This window comes from Pseudaminobacter soli (ex Li et al. 2025), from assembly GCF_003012705.1.
GTDB lineage: Bacteria > Pseudomonadota > Alphaproteobacteria > Rhizobiales > Rhizobiaceae > Pseudaminobacter > Pseudaminobacter soli.
The window spans coordinates 597114-618848 of sequence record NZ_PXYL01000001.1; the positions used below are offsets into that span (position 1 = coordinate 597114).

The following is a 21735-nucleotide window of genomic DNA, read 5'->3' on the forward strand; positions in this document are numbered from 1 at the left end:
CCCTCAAAAGAACTGTGCCGCTTCAAATTCAGACGGGCAGCGGGGCGGATGAGAACCACAGGTCGCCATAGATCGCCACCGCCGTTTCGTCCGGCTCTCGCTCGCTCGTCAGCCAAAGTGAGGCGACCATATGAGCCTCCCGGCGATCTGGTGTCTTGCGGCAGCTGTCCGTGCTCGATGCGCCACTGCACGGGATGAACCATGCGCCCATCAATGGCCGCGCGGAGAAGCCATTGGAGAAGCGCCGCACCAATAGCGTAAGCCCGATGGCATCGGACGGGCGCCATGGGAAGATTATCCGGCCATTGCGCCGAAGCGCTCGCAGCCATGCGACGGGCGGGGAGGTGACCCCGGCGTTCACATAGATCAGGTCACTTTCGGGGAGGGGCAGCTTGGTCGCGTCGCCCGAGGTCACGCTGACGTTTTCATATGGCTTCAGATTGTGCGCCGCCTGCCGGGCAAGCTCGGCTTCGATCTCGAAGGCGTCTATCCGGCCGCCTGGCTGCACCAGCAAAGACAGGATCGCGGTGTAATAACCCGTGCCCGCGCCGATGTGGCAGACGATCTCGCCAGGCTGCGGCGCGACTGCCCCCATCCAGGAGGCATGCAGATATGGCTCGCCATTGTTGATGCCCTTTTCGGCATCGAGTGCCACAAGAGCGTTCTGGTAGAGATAGACGGGATCGGCGTCCGGCGTCTCGACATAGGCGTTGTGGACCATGATCTTCCATGGTCCCGGCGGCAGGAAAGCTTCGCGCGAAACGGTTCTGAACGCCTGTTCCAGCCGCGGATCGTTCGACCGGCTCGCCGTCGCCATCAGCTTGGCATAGAAAGACTTGGCCTTTTCAAGATCCCGGCTCATCCAAATGCCGACCTCCGACCGTAGGTCTCATGGAAGCGACGAGTGGCGCAGTCGTCAATCGGAAAACGATAGTCTGAAAGTCGATGAAAGACGACCACGTTACTGAACGTGGCGTCAATGTAAACGCATGTTAAGCTGATTTCGCCCTCAGTGAGTCGGGTTGTTCATCAAGCGTCGTTCTGGAGAGTTGAAGTGTCTTCGAGCCGGGCAGGGCTCGTACGCACGTCTGCTGTCATTCTGCTGTGTTCTTGTCGGGGTTCTTAGCGTCCGGGCTATTGGCGAGGGGAAAGCCGATGCAGAACATAGTCGAAGACGACTGTCTAAAACCGCGTCTTACCGAGCGCGTGGATATATTCACCGCAGTGACCATCCTGCGCTCGCGGGGTTACGAGCGCGAAGACCTGATCACGGAAATCACCAGGCTCTTCTTCGTCGATCTAGACGAGTACAACGACATCCTGCGCCGGATAAGCTGAGGCAGCGTTTTGGACGAAGGCGAGAACCACTCCGCTCAGAGCGGAATGTTGTCATGCTTCTTCCAGGGGTTCTGGAGGTCCTTGTTGCGTAGCATGCGCAACGCCCGCGCCACGCGGCGGCGGGTGGAGTGAGGCATGATCACCTCGTCGATATAGCCGCGTTCGGCGGCGACGAAGGGCGACAGGAAGCGGTCCTCGTAGGTCTTCGTGTGCGCTGCGATCTTTTCCGGATCGCCGATGTCCTTGCGGTAGATGATCTCGACCGCACCCTTGGCGCCCATCACGGCGATCTGCGCCGTCGGCCAGGCATAGTTCATGTCGCCGCGCAGGTGCTTTGAGGCCATGACGTCATAGGCGCCGCCGAAAGCCTTGCGGGTGATGACGGTGACCTTCGGCACGGTCGCTTCGGCATAGGCAAAGAGCAGCTTGGCGCCATGCTTGATGAGGCCGCCATATTCCTGGCTCGTGCCCGGCAGGAAGCCGGGAACGTCGACGAAGGTGACGATCGGGATGTTGAAGCAGTCGCAGAAGCGCACGAAGCGGGCTGCCTTGCGGCTGGCGTCCGAGTCCAGCACGCCGGCCAGCACCATCGGCTGGTTGGCGACGAAGCCCACCGTACGGCCTTCCATACGCCCGAAGCCGGTAACGATGTTCTTGGCGAAGGATGGCTGGATTTCGAAGAAGTCGCCCTCGTCGACCGTCTTCAGGATCAGTTCCTTGATGTCATAGGGCTTGTTCGCATTGTCCGGGATCAGCCGGTCGAGCGACATGTCGTGCTCGGTGACCGACTGGAAGCACTCGATTTCCGGAATCTCGGCCGTGTTCGAGGCCGGCAGGAAGTCGACCAGCCGGCGCATCTGCAAAAGCGTTTCGACGTCATTGTCGTAGGCGCCGTCGGCGATCGAGGATTTCGTGGTGTGGACCGAAGCGCCGCCAAGCTGCTCGGCCGTGACGGTCTCGTTGGTGACGGTCTTCACCACATCCGGGCCGGTCACGAACATGTAGGACGTGTCGCGAACCATGAAGATGAAGTCGGTCATGGCAGGCGAGTAGACGTCGCCACCGGCGCAGGGCCCCATGATGACGGAAATCTGCGGGATCACGCCCGATGCGAGCACGTTGCGCTGAAAAATCTCTGCGTAGCCGCCAAGTGCGGCCACGCCTTCCTGGATGCGCGCGCCGCCCGCGTCATAGAGGCCGATGATCGGCGCGCGGTTGCGAAGGGCCATGTCCTGCACCTTCTGCACCTTTTCGGCATGCGCTTCCGATAAGGAGCCGCCGAACACGGTAAAGTCCTTGGCGAAGAGATAGACGGGGCGGCCATTCACCGTGCCCCAGCCGGTGACCACGCCATCGCCGGCGATCTTGGTCTTTTCCATGCCGAAGTCGGTCGAGCGGTGTTCGACATACATGTCGAACTCTTCGAAGGAGCCCTCGTCGAGAAAAATCTCGATGCGCTCGCGGGCGGTGAGCTTGCCCTTGGCATGCTGAGCCTCGACGCGGGCCTTGCCTCCGCCGGCACGCGCGATTTCGCGGCGGCGTTCGAGTTCCTTCAGCACGTCCTTCATTGTGAAACGCTCCTTCGGACAAATCCTGTGTCAGCGGTGTTAGCACGCTGGCCGAGGAGCGCAATAAGTCTGTGGCCCGCGCCCGAGCATCCGCCCGGGCGCGGGCCACGATATTTACCAGTTGCCGATGTTCTGCATCGAGGCCCAGGGCTCGACCTTTTCCTTGGCCGGTCCCTTCTGCAGCAGCTCGATCGAGATACCGTCGGGTGACTTGATGAAGGCCATGTGGCCATCGCGAGGCGGGCGGTTGATGGTGACGCCCTTGTCCATCAGCTGCTGGCAGGTGGCATAGATATCGTCGACCTCATAGGCGAGGTGGCCGAAGTTGCGGCCGCCGGTGTAGGCCTCCGGATCCCAATTGTAGGTGAGCTCGAGCAACGGCGCGTGTTCGGAAACGCCGGCCTTCTCGTCGGCGCGGGCGGCGAGGTAGATCAGCGTGAAGCGGCCGGCCTCGCTTTCATAGCGGCGCACCTCTTTCATGCCGAGCTTGTTGCAATAGAAATCCATCGAAACGTCCACGTCGGCAACGCGAACCATAGTGTGCAGATAGCGCATTTTCTCAGTCCCTGGGTTGGATGGCCGGAACATAGGGCGGCTCCTTGCGCCTCGGCAACCGACAAAGCGCCCAAAGCCTTACGGAGTAAGATGATCCACAGTATTGATCCGCCTAAACGGTGAAAAAAGCCAAGGCGGCTCTTGCCTACACGCGAGCCCGAAGTGTTAATCTGCGTTTAAGAATCAGTGGCGGCGTAATCGAGAAAAGGTGCGGTCGAATGGGGGAGAGGGCCTCTTTCGCGGAACGAGACTTAGTTGGAAACGAAGCCTTGAACCGTGATGAGACCGGCGAAGGCGTCGATCTGGCCGAGGTTTCCGGAGCCATTAAGTGGTTCGACGTGGCCAAGGGCTACGGCTTCATCTTGCCGGACGATGGCTCGGCCGACGTCCTCCTTCACGTGACTTGCCTGCGTCGCGACGGCTTCCAGACCGCCCTTGAAGGCGCCCGCGTCGTTTGCCTTGCCAAGCAAGGCGACCGCGGCCTGCAGGCCTTCCGTGTCCTGTCCATGGACAACTCCACCGCCGTTCATCCTGCCGAGTCGCAGGAACAGCGCACCCATGTCGCCGTCACGGCCGAAAGCGGGCTGGAGCGGGCGCTGGTGAAATGGTTCAACCGCACCAAGGGTTTTGGCTTCTTGACGCGCGGCGAGGGAACGGAAGACATCTTCATCCACATGGAAACCCTGCGTCGCTACGGCCTGACCGAGCTTCGCCCCGGCCAGGTGGTTCTGCTGCGCTACGGGCGTGGCGATAAGGGCCTTATGGCAGCCGAAATTCATCCCGATATCGGAACGCTCCCGATCGCGCATTGAGTCGAAGCTCGCTGTCCACACTGGGCAGGGAACATCACCGGCTCCCTGTGCGTTCGGCTGGACGATTTTCAGTTGTAGCGTTCGAATTGGTGGATCTCGGACCGCAGGCCCGAGGTCGAGATAGGGAATATCAATGACCCGCAGGATCTGGTGCGCCGCCGGCGCGATCTTCGCCGCTGTGCTCGGCGCGTTCCTCTATTTGGCGCAACCTGAATCGTCCATCGCCGACGGGCTGCCGATGCTTCTTGCAAACGACCCCGCGCCGCTGGTGGCCGTGACCGCCAAGGGAGAGCACTCCTTTTCCATCGAGATCGCCGACAATGACAAGGAGCGCGCGGCCGGCCTGATGTTCCGCGAGAAGATGGCCGACGACCATGGCATGCTCTTCGTGTTCGACAGGACCCAGCCGGTCGGCTTCTGGATGAAGAACACGCCGATGGCGCTCGACCTCGTCTTCATCGGCCCGGACGGTACGGTGAAGGCGGTCCGTCGCGGCGAACCCTTTTCCGAAGCGTTGATTGCGCCTGCCGATGCCGTGCGCTTCGTGCTTGAATTGAAGGCCGGTATGGCCGAAAAGGCCGGCATCAAGAATGGCGATATCCTGCGCCACCCGATTATCAGCGCTGCCAGCTCGGGGAACTAGGCTGGCTTTCTCCGCGGAGACTTCCAGTCGTGACGCAGTTTTTCGACCATGACGGCTTCCATCTGGCTTTCATCGATCAGAAGCCGCAGCAAGGGCAGGGCGACCCTGTCCTCCTGATCCACGGCTTTGCCTCGAACCATCTGGTCAACTGGGTGTCGCCGGGCTGGGTGAAGACGCTGACCGAGGCCGGCTACCGCGCCATCGCACTCGACAATCGCGGCCACGGCCTTTCGTCCAAGAGCTATGAGCCGGCCGACTACACGCCGGAAAAGATGGCAAGCGATGCGGCAGCGCTTCTCGACCATCTCGGCATCGAACGCGCCCATGTGATGGGCTATTCGATGGGCGCGCGGGTATCCGCCTTCATGGCGCTGGCGACGCCCGAGAAGGTGGCGACGCTGGTCCTGGGCGGCCTTGGTTACGGAATGATCGATGGCGTCGGTGACTGGGATCCGATCGCCGAAGCGCTGCTTGCGCCGAACGCCGCAGACATCTCCCATACGCGCGGAAAAATGTTCCGCGCCTTCGCCGACCAGACGCGGAGCGACCGCGAGGCGCTCGCCGCCTGCATCTCCACTTCGCGTGCCGAACTCACCGAGGCCGAGGTCGCTCGTATCATGCAGCCGACGCTTGTTGCCGTCGGCACCAAGGACGATATCGCGGGCTCGGCCGAGCAACTCGCGTCGCTGATGCCGAATGCCGAAGCCTTCGACATCGAGGGCAGGGACCATATGCTCGCGGTCGGCGATCGCACTTTCAAGAAGCGCGTACTGGAGTTTTACGCCGAAAACCCGCTCTAGATAGCGGTTTATCGCGCCATAGCCGGTCGTTGAGGGATTGTTTTCCGTCGCTGCTTGAATCGCTGCGATGCATGTCCATTTGACACTAAGATTAGGAAAATTGAGTTCAAACATGCTAGCGTGTGGCCTATACGTCCGGTGACGTAGTGCCACGGTAGGCAACGGAGATACCGATGACGACAAGCAGCGCCCCGCGTACCGGAACGCTTCAGCCGATCGATCCGATCTGGAGCTCTGTGCGCGATGAAGCCATGGAGGCTGTGTCGCGCGACCCGCTGCTTGCTGCATTCCTGTATTCGACCATCCTGAACCAGAATAGCCTCGAGGATGCGGTGATGCACCGGCTCGCCGAGCGCCTGGCGCATCAGGATCTAGGCGCCGATCTCATCCGCCAGACTTTTGAAGCGATGCTCGCCGACAACCCCGACTGGGCAACGACGGTGCGCGTCGACATCCAGGCCTATTACGACCGCGACCCGGCATGCGACCGCTTCCTGATGCCGGTGCTCTATTTCAAGGGCTTCCATGCCATTCAGACGCATCGCCTTGCGCATTGGCTGTGGACCCGCGGCCGCCGCGATTTCGCGCTCTATCTGCAGAGCCGCTCGTCCTCCGTGTTCCAGACCGACATCCATCCGGCGTCGAAGATGGGCAAGGGCATCTTCATCGACCATGCCACGGGCCTGGTCGTCGGCGAGACGGCGGTGATCGAGGACGATGTCTCGATCCTGCACGGCGTGACGCTTGGCGGCACCGGCAAGGCCGGTGGCGACCGCCACCCCAAGATTCGCCACGGCGTGCTGATCGGCGCCGGCGCGAAGATCCTCGGCAATATCGAAGTCGGGCATTGCGCGAAGGTCGCCGCCGGTTCGGTGGTGCTTTCGCCTGTGCCGCACAACAAGACGGTCGCTGGCGTCCCCGCCCGAGTTGTCGGCGAAACCGGCTGCGACCAGCCTGCGCGGCAGATGGACCAGTTCCTGCCGTCGCAGGCCATGGACCACGTGGTCACGTTCGACATTTGAGGCCCGGCCCTTTGCGGTCCTCGTGATGGCCGGTGCACGCTGCCGCGTTGTTCGGTGAGTTTGTTCCCGCGTTGCCTTTACATCGCCAAGCTCGGCGTGTCAGAAGCGCTTTCCATCGATCCAACCCGCCATCGGGAGAAGAGTGTTGAAGCCGGAAGAAATCAGAAAACTCGACGCATATTTCAAGCGGACCTTCCAGAATCCGCAGCTGCAGGTGAAGGCACGCCCGCGCAAGAACGATTCGGCTGAGGTCTATATCGGCGACGAATTCCTTGGCATCGTGTTCAAGGATGAGGACGACGGCGACTACAATTTCTCGATGGCGATCCTCGACATCGACCTGGGCTGATCAAGCCGCCTGCTGGCCGCGTCAGCGGCCGGTTTTCAGGTATTGTGCCGCCTTGGCGTTCACGCTTGCTTCCAGTTGCTGCCAGTCGGCCAAAAGCTCCCGCGGAAAGCGATAGCTTAGGCTGAGATCGTCGCCCAGATGGATGTCGCGCTCGCAAGGGGCGAGCGATTCCTCGGCACTTGCGCCCGTCAGGCAGCGGGCGACGAACGGGTCCTTTCCCGGACGCGCAGCAACTGCAAGAACCTCGTTCCCCCGATTTCTCGTTGAATTCGTAGAGCGTCAGGCCGGCTGGCCCCGGCGTTCCGGGCTGTTTGATGAGCGAGCTGTAGATCAGCGCGAAGCGGCCGCTCATGTCGCGCGACATCATCCGGTCTTCGAACGAGAGGAATAGGATGTGGCGGGAGCCGTCGGCGTTGTTGAAGTCGTCGCGCGCGGATTCGGAATAGCCCTCCATGTCCGGCCACCTGAGATAGATGTCCAGCCGCGAGGATGTGCCGTCGCGTCGGGATTTCTCGAACCGAATGGCATTGGACGGTACCGCCAGCACATTGTTGCCGATGACGATCCCGTGGACGGCGCGGTCTTCTGTGTGACCGGCCAGTGCAATCGTGCGGCCCAGCCATTTGCCGCCGACATTGATTGCCACTGACAGCAGCGCGAGCGCGGCAAAGACGTAGAAGACCTTACGCATCAGCGAACTGTCGATCTTGCTGATCGTTCCTTCCGCCGTTGCGGTCTGTTTCATTGGAATCTCCTGCTGGCTGTCGCGTCGCGGCAGTCTGGGAACTTTGCAATTTCATGGTAAACGGGCGGTAAATATGCGTCTGCCGCATAGGCTGCGCTGGTGCTCATCGAGGCTGGAGGAACGATGCCCATATATTCGATCGACGGAACGAAGCCCGAATTCGAGGATGAGGGCAGCAACTGGATCGCGCCGGACGCGACGGTGATCGGCAACGTGAAGATCGGCAGGAATGTCGGTATCTGGTTCGGCGCGGTGATCCGCGGCGACAACGATCCAATCACGATCGGTGCCGACACCAACATCCAGGAGCACGCCGTCATGCACAATGACCCGGGCTTTCCACTCACCATTGGGGAGGGGTGCACCATCGGCCACCGGGCCATGCTTCATGGATGCACCATCGGCGACAATAGCCTGATCGGCATGGGCGCCATCGTGTTGAACGGCGCCAGAATCGGCAACAACTGCCTCGTAGGCGCCGGCGCGCTGGTAACCGAAGGCAAGGAGTTTCCCGACAATTCGCTGATCGTCGGCGCGCCTGCCAAGGCTGTCAGGGTGCTCGACGCCGCCGCCATTGAGGGTCTGCGTCGGTCGGCCGAGCACTACGTGGCCAATGCCAAGCGCTTCATAGGCGGATTCGCCAAGGCCTGATCAAAGCTCCGCTCTAAAATGAGTGGAGCCGGCCCGGGGACTGGGCCGGCTCCTGAAAACCCGGTCGCTTAAAACGGGGAAGGGGGACTCGACCGGGCTTTTTCCTGTTCTCCGTTAACGAACGCTTGCCACCGCATCGGCGCGGCCGTTGTTGATCTGGAGCCAGATGCCGGAATTCTGATCGGACTGGCGCTTGAGGTAGGTGTATTTAGTTTCGGCCCAGGGCGTGACGCGCGCTTCGAGATTGTCGAGGATGAACTCGCCGCGGCTCGTGCGAACCGTCAAAACCGCGTGGCCTTCGCCATTGGGCTGACGAACGACCGTCATCAGCAGGTTGCCAGCCGGAACGCCAAGAGCCATGAGGCGGCGACGCTTTTCCAGAGCATAGTCCTCGCAGTCGCCAGCGCCGTTGTCCGGATAGGCCCAATATTCTTCCTGGCCGTAATTCTCCAGGTCGGTGCGAGGGGTGACCTCAATGTTGACCGCGTTGTTGACGTCGACGATTGCAGCCCAAAGCTGGCGCGTCAGTTCGACGGGCGGCTGCTTGGCCGTCAGTTGGCGGCACTCTTCCGGCAGGCGAAGGCAGAATTCATAATGGCCGACCGGCTGCGTCGTGCGGCCGCCGACTTTCATGAAAGGCTGGCCCGCCATTGCCTGCGCGGCCATTCCGGCCAGGCCGACCAGCGCTGCGAAAGCCAGTGCGAATGCTTTTTGTTTTGTCACTGTGGCACATCCCCGTTTGATGCCACATTGACAGATGCCGATTTATTCGACGCAAAACTCAGCAGTACTTATTGAGTAAAAGTCAGATCGAAATCGATCTTACTTTGAGTAAAATAAATATAGAATTTGAATAAAATTTTATCGAATTCGGATGCTGTCGAGCATGGCCGCAAGGCACTTAGGGTTTGGCTGCCAGGCGCCCAAAAGAAAGGGGCCGGCAGAACCGGCCCTTGTTGCTGATCGAAAATGCGGGGAACGCCGTCGGCGTCAGTCGTTGCGGTTGAATTCCGTGTCGAGCGTTTCAGGCCGCTGGACCACGGCAAACTCGATGGCGATGCCTTCGTCGAAATGACGAACGACCTGACCGCGCATCGTGCCAAGCGTGACCTGCACGCCAATTGCGGGCTTCACATCGATCTCGACCGCGGCGCCCGACAGCGACAGGTCGATGATGCGGCACCGATACTGGCGGCCATCGGCCAGGTGCAGGGTGCTCATCGGATTCCGCGGCGCGACGCGCTCGTGGCGGCGGTCTTCCGGCAGCGCGAGCTCGTGCTTGTTGGCAAGCCAGGTCAGCTGCGCCGCCAGCTTGTCGCGCTTGCGGTCGGAGGCGACGATGGTCATGGCAAAGCCGTCGGGCAAGATGCGGGCGATAACGCCTTCGACGCGACCGACATGATCGAGATAGGCGATCACCTTCTCACCCGGCTGGCCGGTCGTGTCGCAACGAAGTGCCGCGTTGCCGGGAGACATCTCGATGACCTGGCAGGGATGCTCGGTTCTATCCTCGAGCATGAAACGGCCATAGATATTCACGCGCACGCGCTGGAAATTGCGCTTCTCTGCCGAAGACGGCGCGTTGCTCATCGCCGCTGATCTCATCGACTGCCTCTGCCAAGTATAAATCGACCGTGCCAGCACGCGGTCGTCCGTTGCTGCAGAATACGGTCACATAGGTTAACAAAGGAGTAAATCGCTATCAGGCCCACGCCAAGTAAGCCGTTGAACCAGCGGCAATTTTGTTTGGCGCAAGGGTGCTGATCAAGTGTCGCGCCCGCCCTTGAGCACCACGAGATGGCGAATGCGGCGTGCACCCATGGCCCTGGCCGATTCGGAGAAGGCACTGTCGCTCGGCACGAGCGGCGGGACGCTTATCGATGGTCGGTTGCGCAGGAAAAGCGGCTCGCGATCGGGATCGATCACGCGCACCGATTCGATCGATGCTTCGACAATGGGGTCGGAACCCAGCCAGTACGGTTTTTCGCAAGGGCTGACGATGCCCAGCGCGCGCGGATTCTCAAGGCCGCCATCGAGAGGCAGCAACAAAAGTTCGAACGGATTGGAGCGGCCGGCGGCCGAGTGGCCTTCGAAGGCGATGACGATCACGGATTTGGAGTGGAACACGCTGTAGGCAAAGCGAGCGATGAGCCGCTGGTCCTTCTCGCGCCAGAGCGAGGGGAAGGAAAATCCCTTGAGTTCGCGGCCGTGGGTCGCGCAAAGCCGCGTTCCGGCCAGGCGGAACACTGCTTCGCCCCGGGTGTCGCGCTCGAGGATGAAGGTGTCGGCCAGCAGGCTCTTGATATCGGCGGGCTCGATTTCAGTCCGCTTCGGGGCCGGACGCCCGTCGCGCAATCGATTCCAATATTGGAACAGGTCGATCGATCCGTCTTGTTTCATACTGCTCCGCTCCGCGCGATCTGTCCGTCTTGTGTTCCATCGGCGAACAGAAAGGCGTTGTTCGATGGCCTACATGCGTGGCGAAGCAGGTGCCGTGCCAGTCCCGTTATCACATGGTTAACCGTTCGGGGGTGTTAAGGTTAACAAATGGTTTATGTTGCAGGGCGTAGGGGCATATGACACGGTGAAACCAGTTCAGCACCGATTGCTCGGCGATCGACAGCGCTTCAGTCAAGAGATCTAGGGAGAGCTGGGGGGCTCGACCAGCCGTCCAAGGGAAACCTTGGACGGCTTTTCTTTGTGATTCGTGGTTCGTTGCTCTAAGGCTGGTGAGAGACTCATTTCGGTAGCGAGCATGAACGACACGAATCCGGAAGAACGCGGCGACGAAAGAACGGCAGGGCGGCAAGGGCGCGAACCGGTGTTCAACCTGCCAGCCATCGTGGTGCTCGCCATTGCGCTGTGCGTTGGCATTCATCTGATCCGCGTCTATCTGCTGACGCAGGATCAGGATCTGGCGTTGCTGGTGCGCACGGCCTTCATTCCGATCCGCTATTCGGGGCAGTACGATCTCGATGTCTACGCCTTCACCAGCCCGGTCACCTATTCCTTCCTGCACGGCAGTTTTACCCACCTCTTCGTGAACATGATCTGGTTGGCGGCCTTTGGCTCGCCATTGGCCAATCGTCTGGGCGCGGTCCGTTTCTCCTTGTTCTGGGTTGTCTCGGCTGCGGCGGCGGCCGGGCTGCACTACAGCATGCATTCGATGGACCAGGCACCGCTGGTCGGCGCTTCGGGCGCCATCGCCGGCATGATGGGGGCTGCGGCCCGCTTCGGCTTCATCATCGACCGCTCCTCGGGTCGTGCGGCCTTCTCCGGCGCGCCGCTGGCCATTTCCGTGGTCCTGCGCTCACGCACGGTGATGACCTTCCTGATCGTCTGGCTGGTCATCAACTTCGTTACCGGCATCGTCGGCTTTGCGCCTGGCGTTTCCGACCGCATCGCCTGGGAGGCGCATGTCGGCGGCTTCCTGATCGGTTTCTTCGGCATTCAGCTCTTCGACCGCCGAAGCGACCGGCTGACTGTCTGACTTGGCCACCGGGAGCGCGGCGGGGAATTCGTCGGACTTGAAATAGAGGGCGCCAAAGAGCACCATGCGGACCTTACGGAGCGTAAGCCCGTTGGCTCGCTCCGGCATATGCCAAAGGAGGCGCCCATGACGGTGAAGTCGATTCTCGACGCCAAGGGACACGACGTGGTCACGTTCGGACCCAACGAGAAACTGGCGGACGCGATCAAGCTCCTGGTCGAACACAGGATCGGCGCGCTGGTAATCACCAATGGCGACCGCAAAATCGTCGGCATCCTTTCCGAACGCGACGTGGTTCGCGTCCTTGCCAAGGACGGTGCCGCTGCGCTGGAGCAGTCGGTGCGCGCGGTGATGACGCCGAAAGTGAACATCTGCAACGAAAGCCACACGGTCAACGAGATCATGGAAATCATGACGCGTGGCCGTTTCCGTCACCTGCCGGTGGAGAAGGACGGTCGGCTGGACGGCATCATTTCGATCGGCGACGTGGTCAAGCGGCGGATCGAGGATGTCGAACGCGAAGCCGAGGAGATCAAGGCATATATCGCCACGGCCTGACGCCGGAATATGTCCGCCGACCCGAAAAGCCGGGCCGGCGAAACCAGTGTCAGAAATTATCTGTTGTTCTGCTCGGCGCGGACCAACCGCAGGCCGTGCCGGGTTATGCGGTAGGGGCCGCCATTGGAAGAAGCGATGGCCTTCTTCCGCTTCAGCTTGCGAAACATTTCGAGATCGAAGTCGGTGTAGGCCCAGCCCTCACGGGTTAGGCACCATATTTGTTCGATCCGCTTGTTTTCGTCTTTTTCGAGTTCGATGCGCCCGCCTTGCGCGAGCAGATGGAGGATGCGCTGTTCGTTGCGCGAAATGTTCATCTCGGAAAATCCCGGAAAACCTGGCCTTGCGGCCAATACAGAAAGTCGCGCCTGCAACAGGTGCGGCGCGAGGCTGCTTAGGTCTTCTCGCCCTGCCTTCGTGAGAAGGTCAGGGCCTCACCGGGACTCAGAGGATGTAGACATCAAGGCTCCATAGGACGCGGATCCTATAGCGTGATCATCGGCGCAGTGCCAGTACGGGCTTTGTGCTTGTCTCGCAGCCCGGTTTGCACTAGCGAAGCGGATAACGATTTGTACGCGACAGGATATGAAACGTATCCTGGATCATCGATAACGACGACAGGCCGGACATGACCATCATCGACACCCGCACGCCAGACCCGAAACGCCTGATCCCCGGCGCCACCGGCGATTGGGAAGTGATCATCGGCTTGGAGGTTCATGCGCAGGTGACGTCGAACGCCAAGCTGTTCTCGGGCGCTTCGACCTCCTTCGGCGCGGCCCCCAACGCCAATGTCAGCCTGGTTGACGCCGCCATGCCTGGCATGCTGCCGGTCATCAACGAGGAGTGCGTCAAGCAGGCGATCCGCACCGGCCTCGGCCTTAAGGCGCAGATCAACCTCAAGTCGGTCTTCGACCGGAAGAACTATTTCTATCCGGACCTGCCGCAGGGCTACCAGATCTCCCAGTACAAGCAGCCCATCGTGGGCGAGGGCAAGATCATCATCTCCGTCGGCCCCGACAAGAAAGGCGAGTTCGAGGACATCGAGGTCGGCATCGAGCGCCTGCATCTGGAGCAGGACGCCGGCAAGTCGATCCACGACCAGCATCCGACCATGTCCTATGTCGACCTCAACCGCTCCGGCGTCGCGCTGATGGAGATCGTGTCCAAGCCGGACATGCGTTCCTCCGATGAGGCGAAGGCCTATGTGACCAAGCTCAGGACCATCGTGCGCTATCTGGGCACCTGCGACGGCAACATGGACGAAGGCTCCATGCGCGCCGACGTGAACGTCTCCGTGCGCCGCCCGGGCGAGCCCTTCGGCACGCGCTGCGAGATCAAGAACGTCAACTCGATCCGCTTCGTCGGCCAGGCCATCGAATACGAGGCACGCCGCCAGATCGCCATTCTGGAGGACGGCGGCAAGATCGATCAGGAGACGCGCCTGTTCGACCCCAACAAGGGCGAGACGCGCTCCATGCGCTCCAAGGAAGAAGCGCACGACTATCGCTATTTCCCCGATCCGGACCTTTTGCCGCTCGAATTCGACCAGGCTTATGTCGACGCGCTGGCGGCGGATCTGCCGGAATTGCCGGACGACAAGAAGAACCGTTTGGTCGATACGCTCGGCCTGTCGGCTTACGACGCGTCGATCCTCGTCTCGGAAAAGGCGATCGCCGACTATTTCGAGAAGGTTGCGGCTGGCCGCGACGGCAAGGCGGCTGCCAACTGGGTCATCAACGACCTGCTGGGCGCCTTGAACAAGGCCGGCGGAGACATTGAAAATGCTCCGGTTTCGCCCGATCAGCTGGGCGCCATCATCGACCTGATCAAGGAAGGCACGATTTCCGGCAAGATCGCGAAGGACCTATTCGAGATCGTCTGGAACGAGGGCGGAGACCCGCGCGAGCTGGTCGAAAGCCGCGGCATGAAGCAGGTTACCGACACCGGCGCCATCGAGAAGGCCGTGGACGATGTGATCGCCGCCAACCCCGACAAGGCCGAGCAGGCTCGCGCCAAGCCCACCATGGCAGGCTGGTTCGTCGGCCAGGTCATGAAGGCGACGGGCGGCAAGGCCAACCCGCAGGCGGTCAACGACCTGGTCAAGGCCAAGCTCGGGATCGTCGAGTAGCATGTTCGTCCGTACGGCCAGTGAGCGCGACCTGGCAGCCGTTCGCGAGCTGCTGGTCGAGACTTGGCATGCGACCTATGACGACCTCTACGGCCGGCAACGGGTGACCGAGATCACCGACGAGTGGCACTCGACCCCGTTGCTGAAGGCCAACCTCGCTCAGCCGCGTTCCGAGTTCCTCGTCGCTGACGACGGCAGGACGCTCGGCGGCGTCGCCTATGCGATTGCGAGCGACGACGGCAAGACCGTCACGCTCAAGCGGCTCTACGTTCGCCCGGCGTTCCAGCGCGCCGGGATCGGCAAGGCGCTCCTCGCTGAAATCGAGGAATCCTTTCCGGAGGCGGACACGCTGCGCCTGGAAGTCGCGGTGGACAATGAGCCCGCCGTGGCCTTCTACCGTGCCAACGGGTTTGTGGTCTCTGCGGCGTCGGAAACGAACGCCTCAGGTCATGCCGTCTACAACTGCGAAAAGCGGATAGGGTGACTCCATGAACGCCACCACGGATCTGGTCATTCGGCCTGCCGAGCGCGCAGACGTTCCTGCCATCGCAGCGCTGTTTGCTGCAGATGCGCTCGGAGGCCATGGCGATACGACGGATGTGGCAGCGCGGCCGCTCTACGAGGCAGCGTTCGAGCGCATCTCCGCGAGCCCGAACGATGCGCTGTATGTCGCGGAGCTCGGCGGCGAGGTGGTCGGTACGTTCCAAACCACCATCATAGTGAGCATGACCGGGCGCGGTGCGGCCACGATGCGCATCGAGGCCGTACAGACCCGCGAAGACCTTCGCGGCCGCCGCATCGGAGAGCGCATGATCCGATTCGCCATCGACAAGGCTAAGGAGGCGGGTGCGGCCAACGTGCATCTCACGTCGAACCTGACGCGCGTCGACGCTCACCGCTTCTACAAGCGGCTCGGCTTCGCCCAGAGCCACGCCGGCTTCAAGCTCAAGCTGTAGCCTTGGCCGCTTCTTCGGCGGCAAGCCGTGCGATGTAGACCGCAAACTGCGGGTCTTCGCCGGGCAGCAATTGCGGCAATGCGTTGCGAAAATCTTCGCGCCGGCACCATTCTCGCATGAAGTCCTCCCATGAGGCCCAGTGACGCGCCTTGCGCGGAGGCATTTTTTCCTCATAGGCGACCATATAGGCGCGCTCGAAGAGCGCCACGAGAATGGCGAACAGCGTAACCATCCGCTCCGTCTGTTCCTCGCTCAGATTTGGCGTGGCATCTTTCGATTGCAGCTTGAGGTCAGGGTGCTCGAGCGTCAGCTTCAGGAAGTCGGTATAGCCGTCGGCCAGAAGTTGATGGATTTCTTCCTCTTCGTTGGCGCGTGCCTTGCGCTGCTCAAAAACGAAGATGAAGATTGCGAGCGGAACGCCGATGATGACCGAGATGGAACTGACGATATCGATAATCGACTTGAATTCCATCTCCACCTCGCGCGCCTTCGCAACAGAAGCGTAGAGCGGCCAAAAGGCTTTGCCAATGGTGCCAAAATCGCGCGAAGTGGCACCAAACCCTTGCCATTGCGGCCTGCGAGCGCCATAAGGCATCCAGTTGTTCGACGCGCTTGCCGCGAGGAATCCGATGAAGAAATTCTTCCTGCAGTTTTTTACCTGGTGGAACGGGCAGACGCTCGGAACCCGTTTTCACACCTGGCGCCGTGGCACCGAGGTGGGCCGCGACGAACAGGGCAACATCTACTACGAGGGCGGCACCGATTCGGAAGGCCGCACGCGTCGCTGGGTGATCTATAACGGCCTGGCGGAAGCCTCGCGCATCCCGGCCGGCTGGCACGGCTGGCTGCATCATCGGGTCGATACGCCTCCGTCGCGCGAGAATTACAAGCCGCGCGATTGGCAGAAGCCGCATCAGGCCAACCTGACCGGCACCGCTGCTGCGTATCGCCCGAAGGGCTCGGTTCTTGGCACCGGACACCGCCCGCAGGTTACCGGCGACTACGACGCCTGGACGCCGGGCTCGTGAGCATGATCCCGGTGGAGTGTTTTCTCGCCACATTTCACGGTTAACCGCTAGTTGACCGTGAAGGGGCGAGTCACCCTTCCGGACGAGACTGCACTCAAGGGCGCAACACCGGTATTTTTCGCATGACGATTTTCGGCCGATCTTCGCTGGGCAAACGGGTTTTGACCGTCTGGGCGGCGTCGGCCGTCTTGGCCTCGGCGCTGATGGGGCCCGCGCATGCGGAACGCATCGCCAATCCGGTTGCCGAATTTGCCGGCATCGACAAAATCACCGGCCGCATCACCACTTTCGACGTCTATATCGACGAGACGGTTCAGTTCGGCGCGCTGCAGGTTACGCCACGCGTCTGCTACACGCGCAAGGACGAGGAAGAACCCCGAACCGATTCCTTCGTCGAGGTCGACGAGATCACGCTCGACCGCAAGATCCGCCGCATCTTCACCGGCTGGATGTTCGCCGAAAGCCCGGGCCTCAATGCCGTCGAGCACGCCATCTATGACGTGTGGTTGAAGGGCTGCAAGGAAAAGTCCGACGTGCCGGCGCCGGAAGCTCCCAAGAGCAACTGATACCGCTTCGGCGACTAGACTCCTGAAGTTGATGTGCGGGTAGGCATACCCGCGAGCGCGGCATCCGGATCGGCTGCCGCTAAGCATATGGCGTTTTTATACCTTCTCTCCCGGACCCGTCTCGAATCCAAATCCCCGGATCTCTAGCTTTTTGGTGCGCGCAGATCGCTGATCCAGCAGTCGCGCCGAACCAAAAGGAAGAGACCCATGGTCCACCAATACCCCTTCAGCATGCTTCCCGGGCAGCCTCGTCAGGTTTCGAAGGTTGCGGGGCCAAGGCCGCCGGCAAGGGATTGCAGGTCGCTCTTCGGCGCCACAGAGCGCTTCATGTTCACGAGGCTGTTTCTGGTAACGGCGCTGTTGCTCGCGGCCCTTGCGCTAGTTACGAAGTTCCCGGCCTGACAGTGCTGGAACGGGGGCGTTCAGGGCGCGAACTGAGCGTTGCCCTGCAGGCCGTCCTCAAGCAATCTCTCATATTTGGCGCGTGGCACGTCGATCGCGCCAAAACGCTTCAGATGCTCGGTCGTGAACTGGGTGTCCAGAAGCGCGAAGCCGCGTTCGTTGAGCCGCCCGACCAGATGGACGAGACAGACTTTCGAGGAATCGGTTTCCCGCGAAAACATGCTTTCACCGAAAAAGACGCGACCAAGGCTGACGCCATAGAGGCCACCTACCAGGCGGCCGTCATGCCAGGCCTCCACCGAGTGGCAATGGCCGAGCTCGAACAGGCGGATATAGGCTTCGCGGATCGGTGCGTTGATCCAGGTCGTCTCGCGCTCGGCGCAATGTTCGGCGCAGCCGTCGATCACACCGGCAAAATCCGTGTCGAAACGCACATCAAAGCGATGCTGGCGGATCGTCTTGCGCAGGCTCTTGGGAATGTGGAAGGCATTTAGTGGGATGATGCCGCGCGTTTCGGGTCGGACCCAGAAGACTTCCGGGTCGTTCGCGCTTTCAGCCATCGGAAACACGCCCGAGGCATAGGCCTTAAGGAGAAGGTCTGGAGGGATACGATATCCCGGTGCGTAGGGGCGGGTCATTGCCGCGTCTCCAACGCTACGGCGCCCTTTCGGGCGCCGTTACAAAATTCTGGCCTGTCGGTCTTGTGCATATTCGTAACCCGCACGATCCGCCGCCCGGGAACGATTATAGCCTATTCCGTCTCGGCGAGGTGCTTTTCCAGCCAATGAATATCGTAATCGCCATTGGCGATGTCGATATTGCCGACGAGATCACGGAACAGCGGCAGCGTCGTCTTGACGCCATCGACCACGAATTCGTCGAGCGCACGGCGCAGGCGCATCATGCATTCGACGCGGTTGCGGCCGTGCACGATGAGCTTGCCGATGAGGCTGTCGTAGTAGGGCGGGATCTTGTAGCCCGAATAGACGCCTGAATCGACGCGGATACCGAGGCCGCCAGGCGTGTGGAAATGCGTGATCGTGCCGGGCGAGGGCACAAAGGTGCGCGGATCCTCGGCATTGATGCGGCATTCGATGGCATGGCCCTGGAAGCGCACGTCTTCCTGCTTGATCGACAGGCCGCCGCCCGACGCGACGCGGATCTGTTCATGAACCAGGTCGATGCCGGTGATCGCTTCCGTGATCGTGTGCTCGACCTGCAGACGCGTGTTCATCTCGATGAAGTAGAACTCGCCGTCCTCGTACAGGAACTCGATCGTGCCAGCGCCCGAATAGCCTAGATCGGCCACCGCATTGGCGCAGATTGCGCCGATTCGGTTGCGCTCTTCTTCGTTGAGGGCAGGTGAGTTGGCCTCTTCCCAGACCTTCTGGTGGCGGCGCTGCAGCGAGCAGTCGCGTTCGCCGAGGTGGATGCCTGCACCGGCGCCATCGCCGAAGATCTGCACTTCGATATGGCGCGGCTTTTCAAGGTACTTTTCGATGTAGACGGCATCGTCGCCAAAGGCCGCACCGGCTTCGGAGCGGGCCGTCTGCAGGGCGGTAACGACGTCCTCTTCGTTGCGCGCCACCTTCATGCCGCGGCCGCCGCCGCCGGCAGATGCCTTGATGATGACCGGATAGCCGATCTCAGCGGCGATTCGCTTGGCTTCCTTTTCGTCAGTCACGGCGCCGTCGGAACCTGGAACGACCGGAATGCCCAGGCGCTTGGCAGTGCGCTTGGCCTCGATCTTGTCACCCATGATGCGGATGTGATCGCCCGAGGGACCGATGAAAGTGATGTTGTGGGCGGCCAGTATGTCGGCGAACTTGGCGTTCTCAGCCAGGAAGCCGTAGCCCGGGTGCACGGCGTCGGCACCGGTGATCTCGCAGGCCGCGACGATCTGGTGAATGTTCAAATAGCTGTCGCGCGACGGCGGTGGGCCGATGCAGACGCTCTCGTCCGCAAGCCGCACATGCATGGCGTTGGCGTCGGCGGTCGAGTGCACGACCACGGTCTTGATGCCAAGTTCCTTGGCCGCGCGGAGGATTCGAAGGGCGATTTCGCCTCGATTGGCGATGAGTATCTTCTGGAACATCCCGAACCTATTCGATGACGACCAGCGGCATGCCGTATTCCACCGGCTGAGCGTCTTCGACCAGAATGGCCTTCACCGTGCCGGAGCGCGGCGACGGGATCTGGTTCATGGTCTTCATGGCTTCGATGATCAGCAGCGTCTGGCCTTCCTTGACCGTCTGGCCCACTTCGATGAACGGAGCGGCGTCGGGAGCGGCGGCCAGATAGGCAGTGCCGACCATGGGCGAGGGCACGGCGTTCTTGGACAGGTCGGCTGCCGGCGCAGGGGCGGCTGCTGCCGGAGCGGCCGGAGCGGCAGCGGCGGGCAGGGCGACCGGGGCAGGCGCTGCAAAGGCAGCATGAACAGCGCCGACGTTGCGCGAAACGCGCAGCTTCAGATCGCCGTATTCGACTTCGATTTCCGTCAGATTGGTGTCGTTCAGGATGCCCGCGAGGTCGCGGATCAATTGCTGGTCAACACCGGTCTTCTTTATCGACATATTAGAGCCTTCTCTTCTGGTCCGTCCGCTCACAGGCGGTCGGCGAGCGCCTTGAGCGCCAGTGTGTAGCCAAGTGGGCCAAAGCCGCAAATCATCCCGACCGCGACTGGCGCGATCATGGAGACGTGACGGAACTGCTCACGGGCATGGATGTTTGAAAGATGCACTTCCACCACCGGCAGCGGCGATACCGCGCGGATGGCGTCGTGAATGGCGATGGATGTATGCGTGTAGGCGCCGGCATTGATGACGATGCCAGCGGCCTTGTCGCCTGCTTCCTGAATCCAATCGACCAGGTCGCCTTCATGGTTGGATTGGCGAAACTCGATGGCAAGCCCGAGCTCGTCGCCGGCCTTTCGGCAATCGTCCTCGATGGCCGACAAGGTCATGCCGCCATAGATGCCAGGTTCGCGCTTGCCCAGCGCATTGAGATTGGGGCCGTTTAAAACGTAGACCGTTTTCAAAATATGGACCTTTCTCCGCGCCGGTCGCCAACCGGTGCGCCGCAACTTCTATAATTGGCTTGATCGGCTGCGAAAAGAGCGCACGGACCTTCTTGTCCACAAGCGCGCTCTTTTTGCGGCAATATCCGCCGGAATCCGCTGAATCAGCAACCGGCGTCGAGGCACTTCTTGGCAGCGGAGATCTTTTCAGCCAGCGCGTCCTTGCCGAGCGCGCCGAAAACCACCTCATTGCCGACCACGTAGGACGGGGTGCCGCTGATCGCCAGCTTGTTCGCCAGGTCGTAGGTCTTCGAGAACGCTTCCATGATGGCGGGGTTCTGCATTTCCTGGCGCAGCTTCGCTTCATCGACGCCGAGCGACAGGGCGATCTTGATGGCGCTGTCCTCGCTCGCGCGTCCCTGGCCGCCCAGCAGCTGGTTGTGGAATTCGCCGTACTTTTCTGGTGCAAGCGCGCGGAAGGCCATCGAAACGACATGCGCCTTCTGCGAGTCGGGCCCCAGGATCGGGAACTCCTTGAGCACGAAACGAAGGTCCGGATCGGAGGCGGTCAGCGCCTGCATGTCCTGCTGGGCGCGCTTGCAATAGCCGCAATTGTAGTCGTAGAACTCGACGATCGTGACCTTGCCATTGGGGTTGCCGACAACACCGTCATAGGCAGAATTGAAAATCTGGGCCTTGTCTTCCTCGATGGTCTCGCGGTGGGCAACGCGCTGCGCTTCCTCGCGCTTCTGTTCCAGCGAGTTCTGGACGTCGAGCAGGATCTCCGGGTTATCGAGCAGGTAGTCGCGCACGATGGATTCGACGGCCTTGCGATCAAGCTGGGCGTCTGCGGTCTGAACACTGGCGGCTTGCGCAGACGCACCGGCAACCGCCGTCTGCTGACGACCCGACACGAAACCGAAAGCCAGCATCGCGAATGAAACCGCGATGGCGGTCGTGCCCAACAGAATTGCCTTGTTCATCTGATTCCCGTCCTTGCGTTTGTTGCCTGCCGCCCGATCATTTAGGGCATGGGAGGGCGCATGTCCCTGCTTGCATATCAGGACTTTGGCCTCGTCGAGGCGAAATGGCCGTGCATCACAGAAAA

Annotated in this window: 27 protein-coding genes and 1 pseudogene; 14 read left to right on the forward strand and 14 right to left on the reverse strand. The window is 61.3% G+C overall.

All coding sequences use genetic code 11. The features are described from left to right. Positions 1-28 precede the first annotated feature (28 nt). A complete protein-coding gene (locus tag C7I85_RS02795; RefSeq protein ID WP_106722412.1) occupies positions 29-862 on the reverse strand; it encodes a protein-L-isoaspartate O-methyltransferase family protein in 834 nt (277 codons plus the stop codon). Positions 863-1155: 293 nt separating this feature from the next. Here C7I85_RS02795 and C7I85_RS02800 point away from each other — a divergent pair, with 293 nt between their 5' ends. Continuing rightward, positions 1156-1338, forward strand: coding sequence for a hypothetical protein (locus C7I85_RS02800; RefSeq protein ID WP_106722413.1), 183 nt, complete (start codon positions 1156-1158; stop codon positions 1336-1338). Between the two features lie 35 nt (positions 1339-1373). Here the strand turns inward: C7I85_RS02800 and C7I85_RS02805 are convergent, their stop codons facing one another. Continuing rightward, complete coding sequence (locus tag C7I85_RS02805; RefSeq protein ID WP_106722414.1) at positions 1374-2906, reverse strand: acyl-CoA carboxylase subunit beta; 1533 nt, start codon at positions 2904-2906, stop codon at positions 1374-1376. A 114-nt stretch (positions 2907-3020) separates the two neighbouring features. Continuing rightward, positions 3021-3461 (reverse strand): VOC family protein, encoded by a 441-nt coding sequence (locus tag C7I85_RS02810; RefSeq protein WP_106722415.1) that lies wholly within the window; start codon positions 3459-3461, stop codon positions 3021-3023. Between the two features lie 218 nt (positions 3462-3679). On the opposite strand from C7I85_RS02810, the gene C7I85_RS02815 reads away from it, so the two are divergent. The 5 genes from C7I85_RS02815 (at position 3680) to C7I85_RS02835 (ending at position 7087) form a co-directional block, all read left to right on the forward strand. Beyond that, a complete protein-coding gene (locus tag C7I85_RS02815) occupies positions 3680-4273 on the forward strand; it encodes a cold-shock protein (RefSeq protein ID WP_106722416.1) in 594 nt (197 codons plus the stop codon). Positions 4274-4406: 133 nt separating this feature from the next. Next, the gene (locus C7I85_RS02820; protein ID WP_106722417.1) at positions 4407-4916 is read left to right on the forward strand and encodes a DUF192 domain-containing protein; all 510 of its coding nucleotides are present in this window, start codon (positions 4407-4409) and stop codon (positions 4914-4916) included. A 29-nt stretch (positions 4917-4945) separates the two neighbouring features. Beyond that, on the forward strand, positions 4946-5716 hold the full coding sequence (locus C7I85_RS02825; RefSeq protein ID WP_106722418.1) for an alpha/beta fold hydrolase: 771 nt from the start codon (positions 4946-4948) through the stop codon (positions 5714-5716). Between the two features lie 173 nt (positions 5717-5889). Next, a complete protein-coding gene (gene cysE, locus C7I85_RS02830; protein WP_106722419.1) occupies positions 5890-6738 on the forward strand; it encodes a serine O-acetyltransferase in 849 nt (282 codons plus the stop codon). A 145-nt stretch (positions 6739-6883) separates the two neighbouring features. Beyond that, positions 6884-7087 (forward strand): DUF3126 family protein, encoded by a 204-nt coding sequence (locus C7I85_RS02835; protein WP_019170404.1) that lies wholly within the window; start codon positions 6884-6886, stop codon positions 7085-7087. 21 nt (positions 7088-7108) lie between these two features. Here C7I85_RS02835 and C7I85_RS02840 read toward each other — a convergent pair. Beyond that, positions 7109-7832: pseudogene (locus tag C7I85_RS02840) on the reverse strand (hypothetical protein). A 123-nt stretch (positions 7833-7955) separates the two neighbouring features. Between C7I85_RS02840 and C7I85_RS02845 the strand changes: the two are divergent. After that, complete coding sequence (locus C7I85_RS02845) at positions 7956-8483, forward strand: gamma carbonic anhydrase family protein (RefSeq protein WP_106722420.1); 528 nt, start codon at positions 7956-7958, stop codon at positions 8481-8483. Positions 8484-8597: 114 nt separating this feature from the next. Here the strand turns inward: C7I85_RS02845 and C7I85_RS02850 are convergent, their stop codons facing one another. From C7I85_RS02850 to C7I85_RS02860, 3 genes are all read right to left on the reverse strand, one after another. Further along, positions 8598-9149 carry a transglutaminase-like cysteine peptidase gene (locus C7I85_RS02850; RefSeq protein WP_106722597.1) on the reverse strand — a complete coding sequence of 184 codons (552 nt, stop codon included), beginning with the start codon at positions 9147-9149 and terminating at the stop codon, positions 8598-8600. Positions 9150-9473: 324 nt separating this feature from the next. Beyond that, on the reverse strand, positions 9474-10088 hold the full coding sequence (locus C7I85_RS02855) for a PilZ domain-containing protein (protein WP_106722421.1): 615 nt from the start codon (positions 10086-10088) through the stop codon (positions 9474-9476). A gap of 159 nt (positions 10089-10247) precedes the next feature. Continuing rightward, positions 10248-10883, reverse strand: coding sequence for a PAS domain-containing protein (locus tag C7I85_RS02860; protein ID WP_106722422.1), 636 nt, complete (start codon positions 10881-10883; stop codon positions 10248-10250). Positions 10884-11238: 355 nt separating this feature from the next. Here C7I85_RS02860 and C7I85_RS02865 point away from each other — a divergent pair, with 355 nt between their 5' ends. Beyond that, complete coding sequence (locus C7I85_RS02865; protein ID WP_106722423.1) at positions 11239-11973, forward strand: rhomboid family intramembrane serine protease; 735 nt, start codon at positions 11239-11241, stop codon at positions 11971-11973. 126 nt (positions 11974-12099) lie between these two features. After that, positions 12100-12531, forward strand: coding sequence for a CBS domain-containing protein (locus tag C7I85_RS02870; RefSeq protein ID WP_106722424.1), 432 nt, complete (start codon positions 12100-12102; stop codon positions 12529-12531). 56 nt (positions 12532-12587) lie between these two features. Here C7I85_RS02870 and C7I85_RS02875 read toward each other — a convergent pair whose 3' ends face one another. Then, complete coding sequence (locus C7I85_RS02875) at positions 12588-12845, reverse strand: YjhX family toxin (protein ID WP_106722425.1); 258 nt, start codon at positions 12843-12845, stop codon at positions 12588-12590. Positions 12846-13156: 311 nt separating this feature from the next. Here C7I85_RS02875 and gatB point away from each other — a divergent pair, with 311 nt between their 5' ends. From gatB to C7I85_RS02890, 3 genes are read left to right on the forward strand one after another with little or no spacing between them, the layout of a single operon-like run. Beyond that, on the forward strand, positions 13157-14659 hold the full coding sequence (gene gatB, locus C7I85_RS02880) for an Asp-tRNA(Asn)/Glu-tRNA(Gln) amidotransferase subunit GatB (RefSeq protein ID WP_106722426.1): 1503 nt from the start codon (positions 13157-13159) through the stop codon (positions 14657-14659). A 1-nt stretch (position 14660) separates the two neighbouring features. Then, positions 14661-15143: a GNAT family N-acetyltransferase gene (locus C7I85_RS02885; protein ID WP_106722427.1), complete on the forward strand. Its 483-nt coding sequence runs from the start codon at positions 14661-14663 to the stop codon at positions 15141-15143. 4 nt (positions 15144-15147) lie between these two features. Beyond that, positions 15148-15615, forward strand: coding sequence for a GNAT family N-acetyltransferase (locus tag C7I85_RS02890; protein ID WP_106722428.1), 468 nt, complete (start codon positions 15148-15150; stop codon positions 15613-15615). Here C7I85_RS02890 and C7I85_RS02895 read toward each other — a convergent pair. Next, positions 15605-16087, reverse strand: coding sequence for a hypothetical protein (locus tag C7I85_RS02895; protein ID WP_106722598.1), 483 nt, complete (start codon positions 16085-16087; stop codon positions 15605-15607). The two genes, C7I85_RS02890 and C7I85_RS02895, sit on opposite strands and share 11 nt — an antisense overlap. A 157-nt stretch (positions 16088-16244) precedes the next feature. Here C7I85_RS02895 and C7I85_RS02900 point away from each other — a divergent pair, with 157 nt between their 5' ends. Beyond that, entirely contained in the window at positions 16245-16643 is a 399-nt protein-coding gene (locus C7I85_RS02900; RefSeq protein WP_106722429.1) for an NADH:ubiquinone oxidoreductase subunit NDUFA12, read from the forward strand. Between the two features lie 122 nt (positions 16644-16765). Next, complete coding sequence (locus tag C7I85_RS02905) at positions 16766-17209, forward strand: DUF2155 domain-containing protein (RefSeq protein ID WP_106722430.1); 444 nt, start codon at positions 16766-16768, stop codon at positions 17207-17209. Positions 17210-17631: 422 nt separating this feature from the next. On the opposite strand, the gene aat is transcribed toward C7I85_RS02905, so the two are convergent. The 5 genes from aat to C7I85_RS02935 all read right to left on the reverse strand — a co-directional run bounded on the left by aat (position 17632) and on the right by C7I85_RS02935 (position 21610). Further along, a complete protein-coding gene (gene aat, locus C7I85_RS02915; RefSeq protein WP_106722432.1) occupies positions 17632-18249 on the reverse strand; it encodes a leucyl/phenylalanyl-tRNA--protein transferase in 618 nt (205 codons plus the stop codon). A 113-nt stretch (positions 18250-18362) separates the two neighbouring features. Continuing rightward, positions 18363-19706: an acetyl-CoA carboxylase biotin carboxylase subunit gene (accC, locus tag C7I85_RS02920; protein WP_106722433.1), complete on the reverse strand. Its 1344-nt coding sequence runs from the start codon at positions 19704-19706 to the stop codon at positions 18363-18365. 7 nt (positions 19707-19713) lie between these two features. Then, on the reverse strand, positions 19714-20184 hold the full coding sequence (gene accB, locus C7I85_RS02925; RefSeq protein ID WP_106722434.1) for an acetyl-CoA carboxylase biotin carboxyl carrier protein: 471 nt from the start codon (positions 20182-20184) through the stop codon (positions 19714-19716). Between the two features lie 29 nt (positions 20185-20213). Continuing rightward, a complete protein-coding gene (aroQ, locus tag C7I85_RS02930; protein WP_106722435.1) occupies positions 20214-20648 on the reverse strand; it encodes a type II 3-dehydroquinate dehydratase in 435 nt (144 codons plus the stop codon). Positions 20649-20791: 143 nt separating this feature from the next. After that, positions 20792-21610: a DsbA family protein gene (locus C7I85_RS02935; RefSeq protein ID WP_106722436.1), complete on the reverse strand. Its 819-nt coding sequence runs from the start codon at positions 21608-21610 to the stop codon at positions 20792-20794. Positions 21611-21735: the final 125 nt, after the last annotated feature.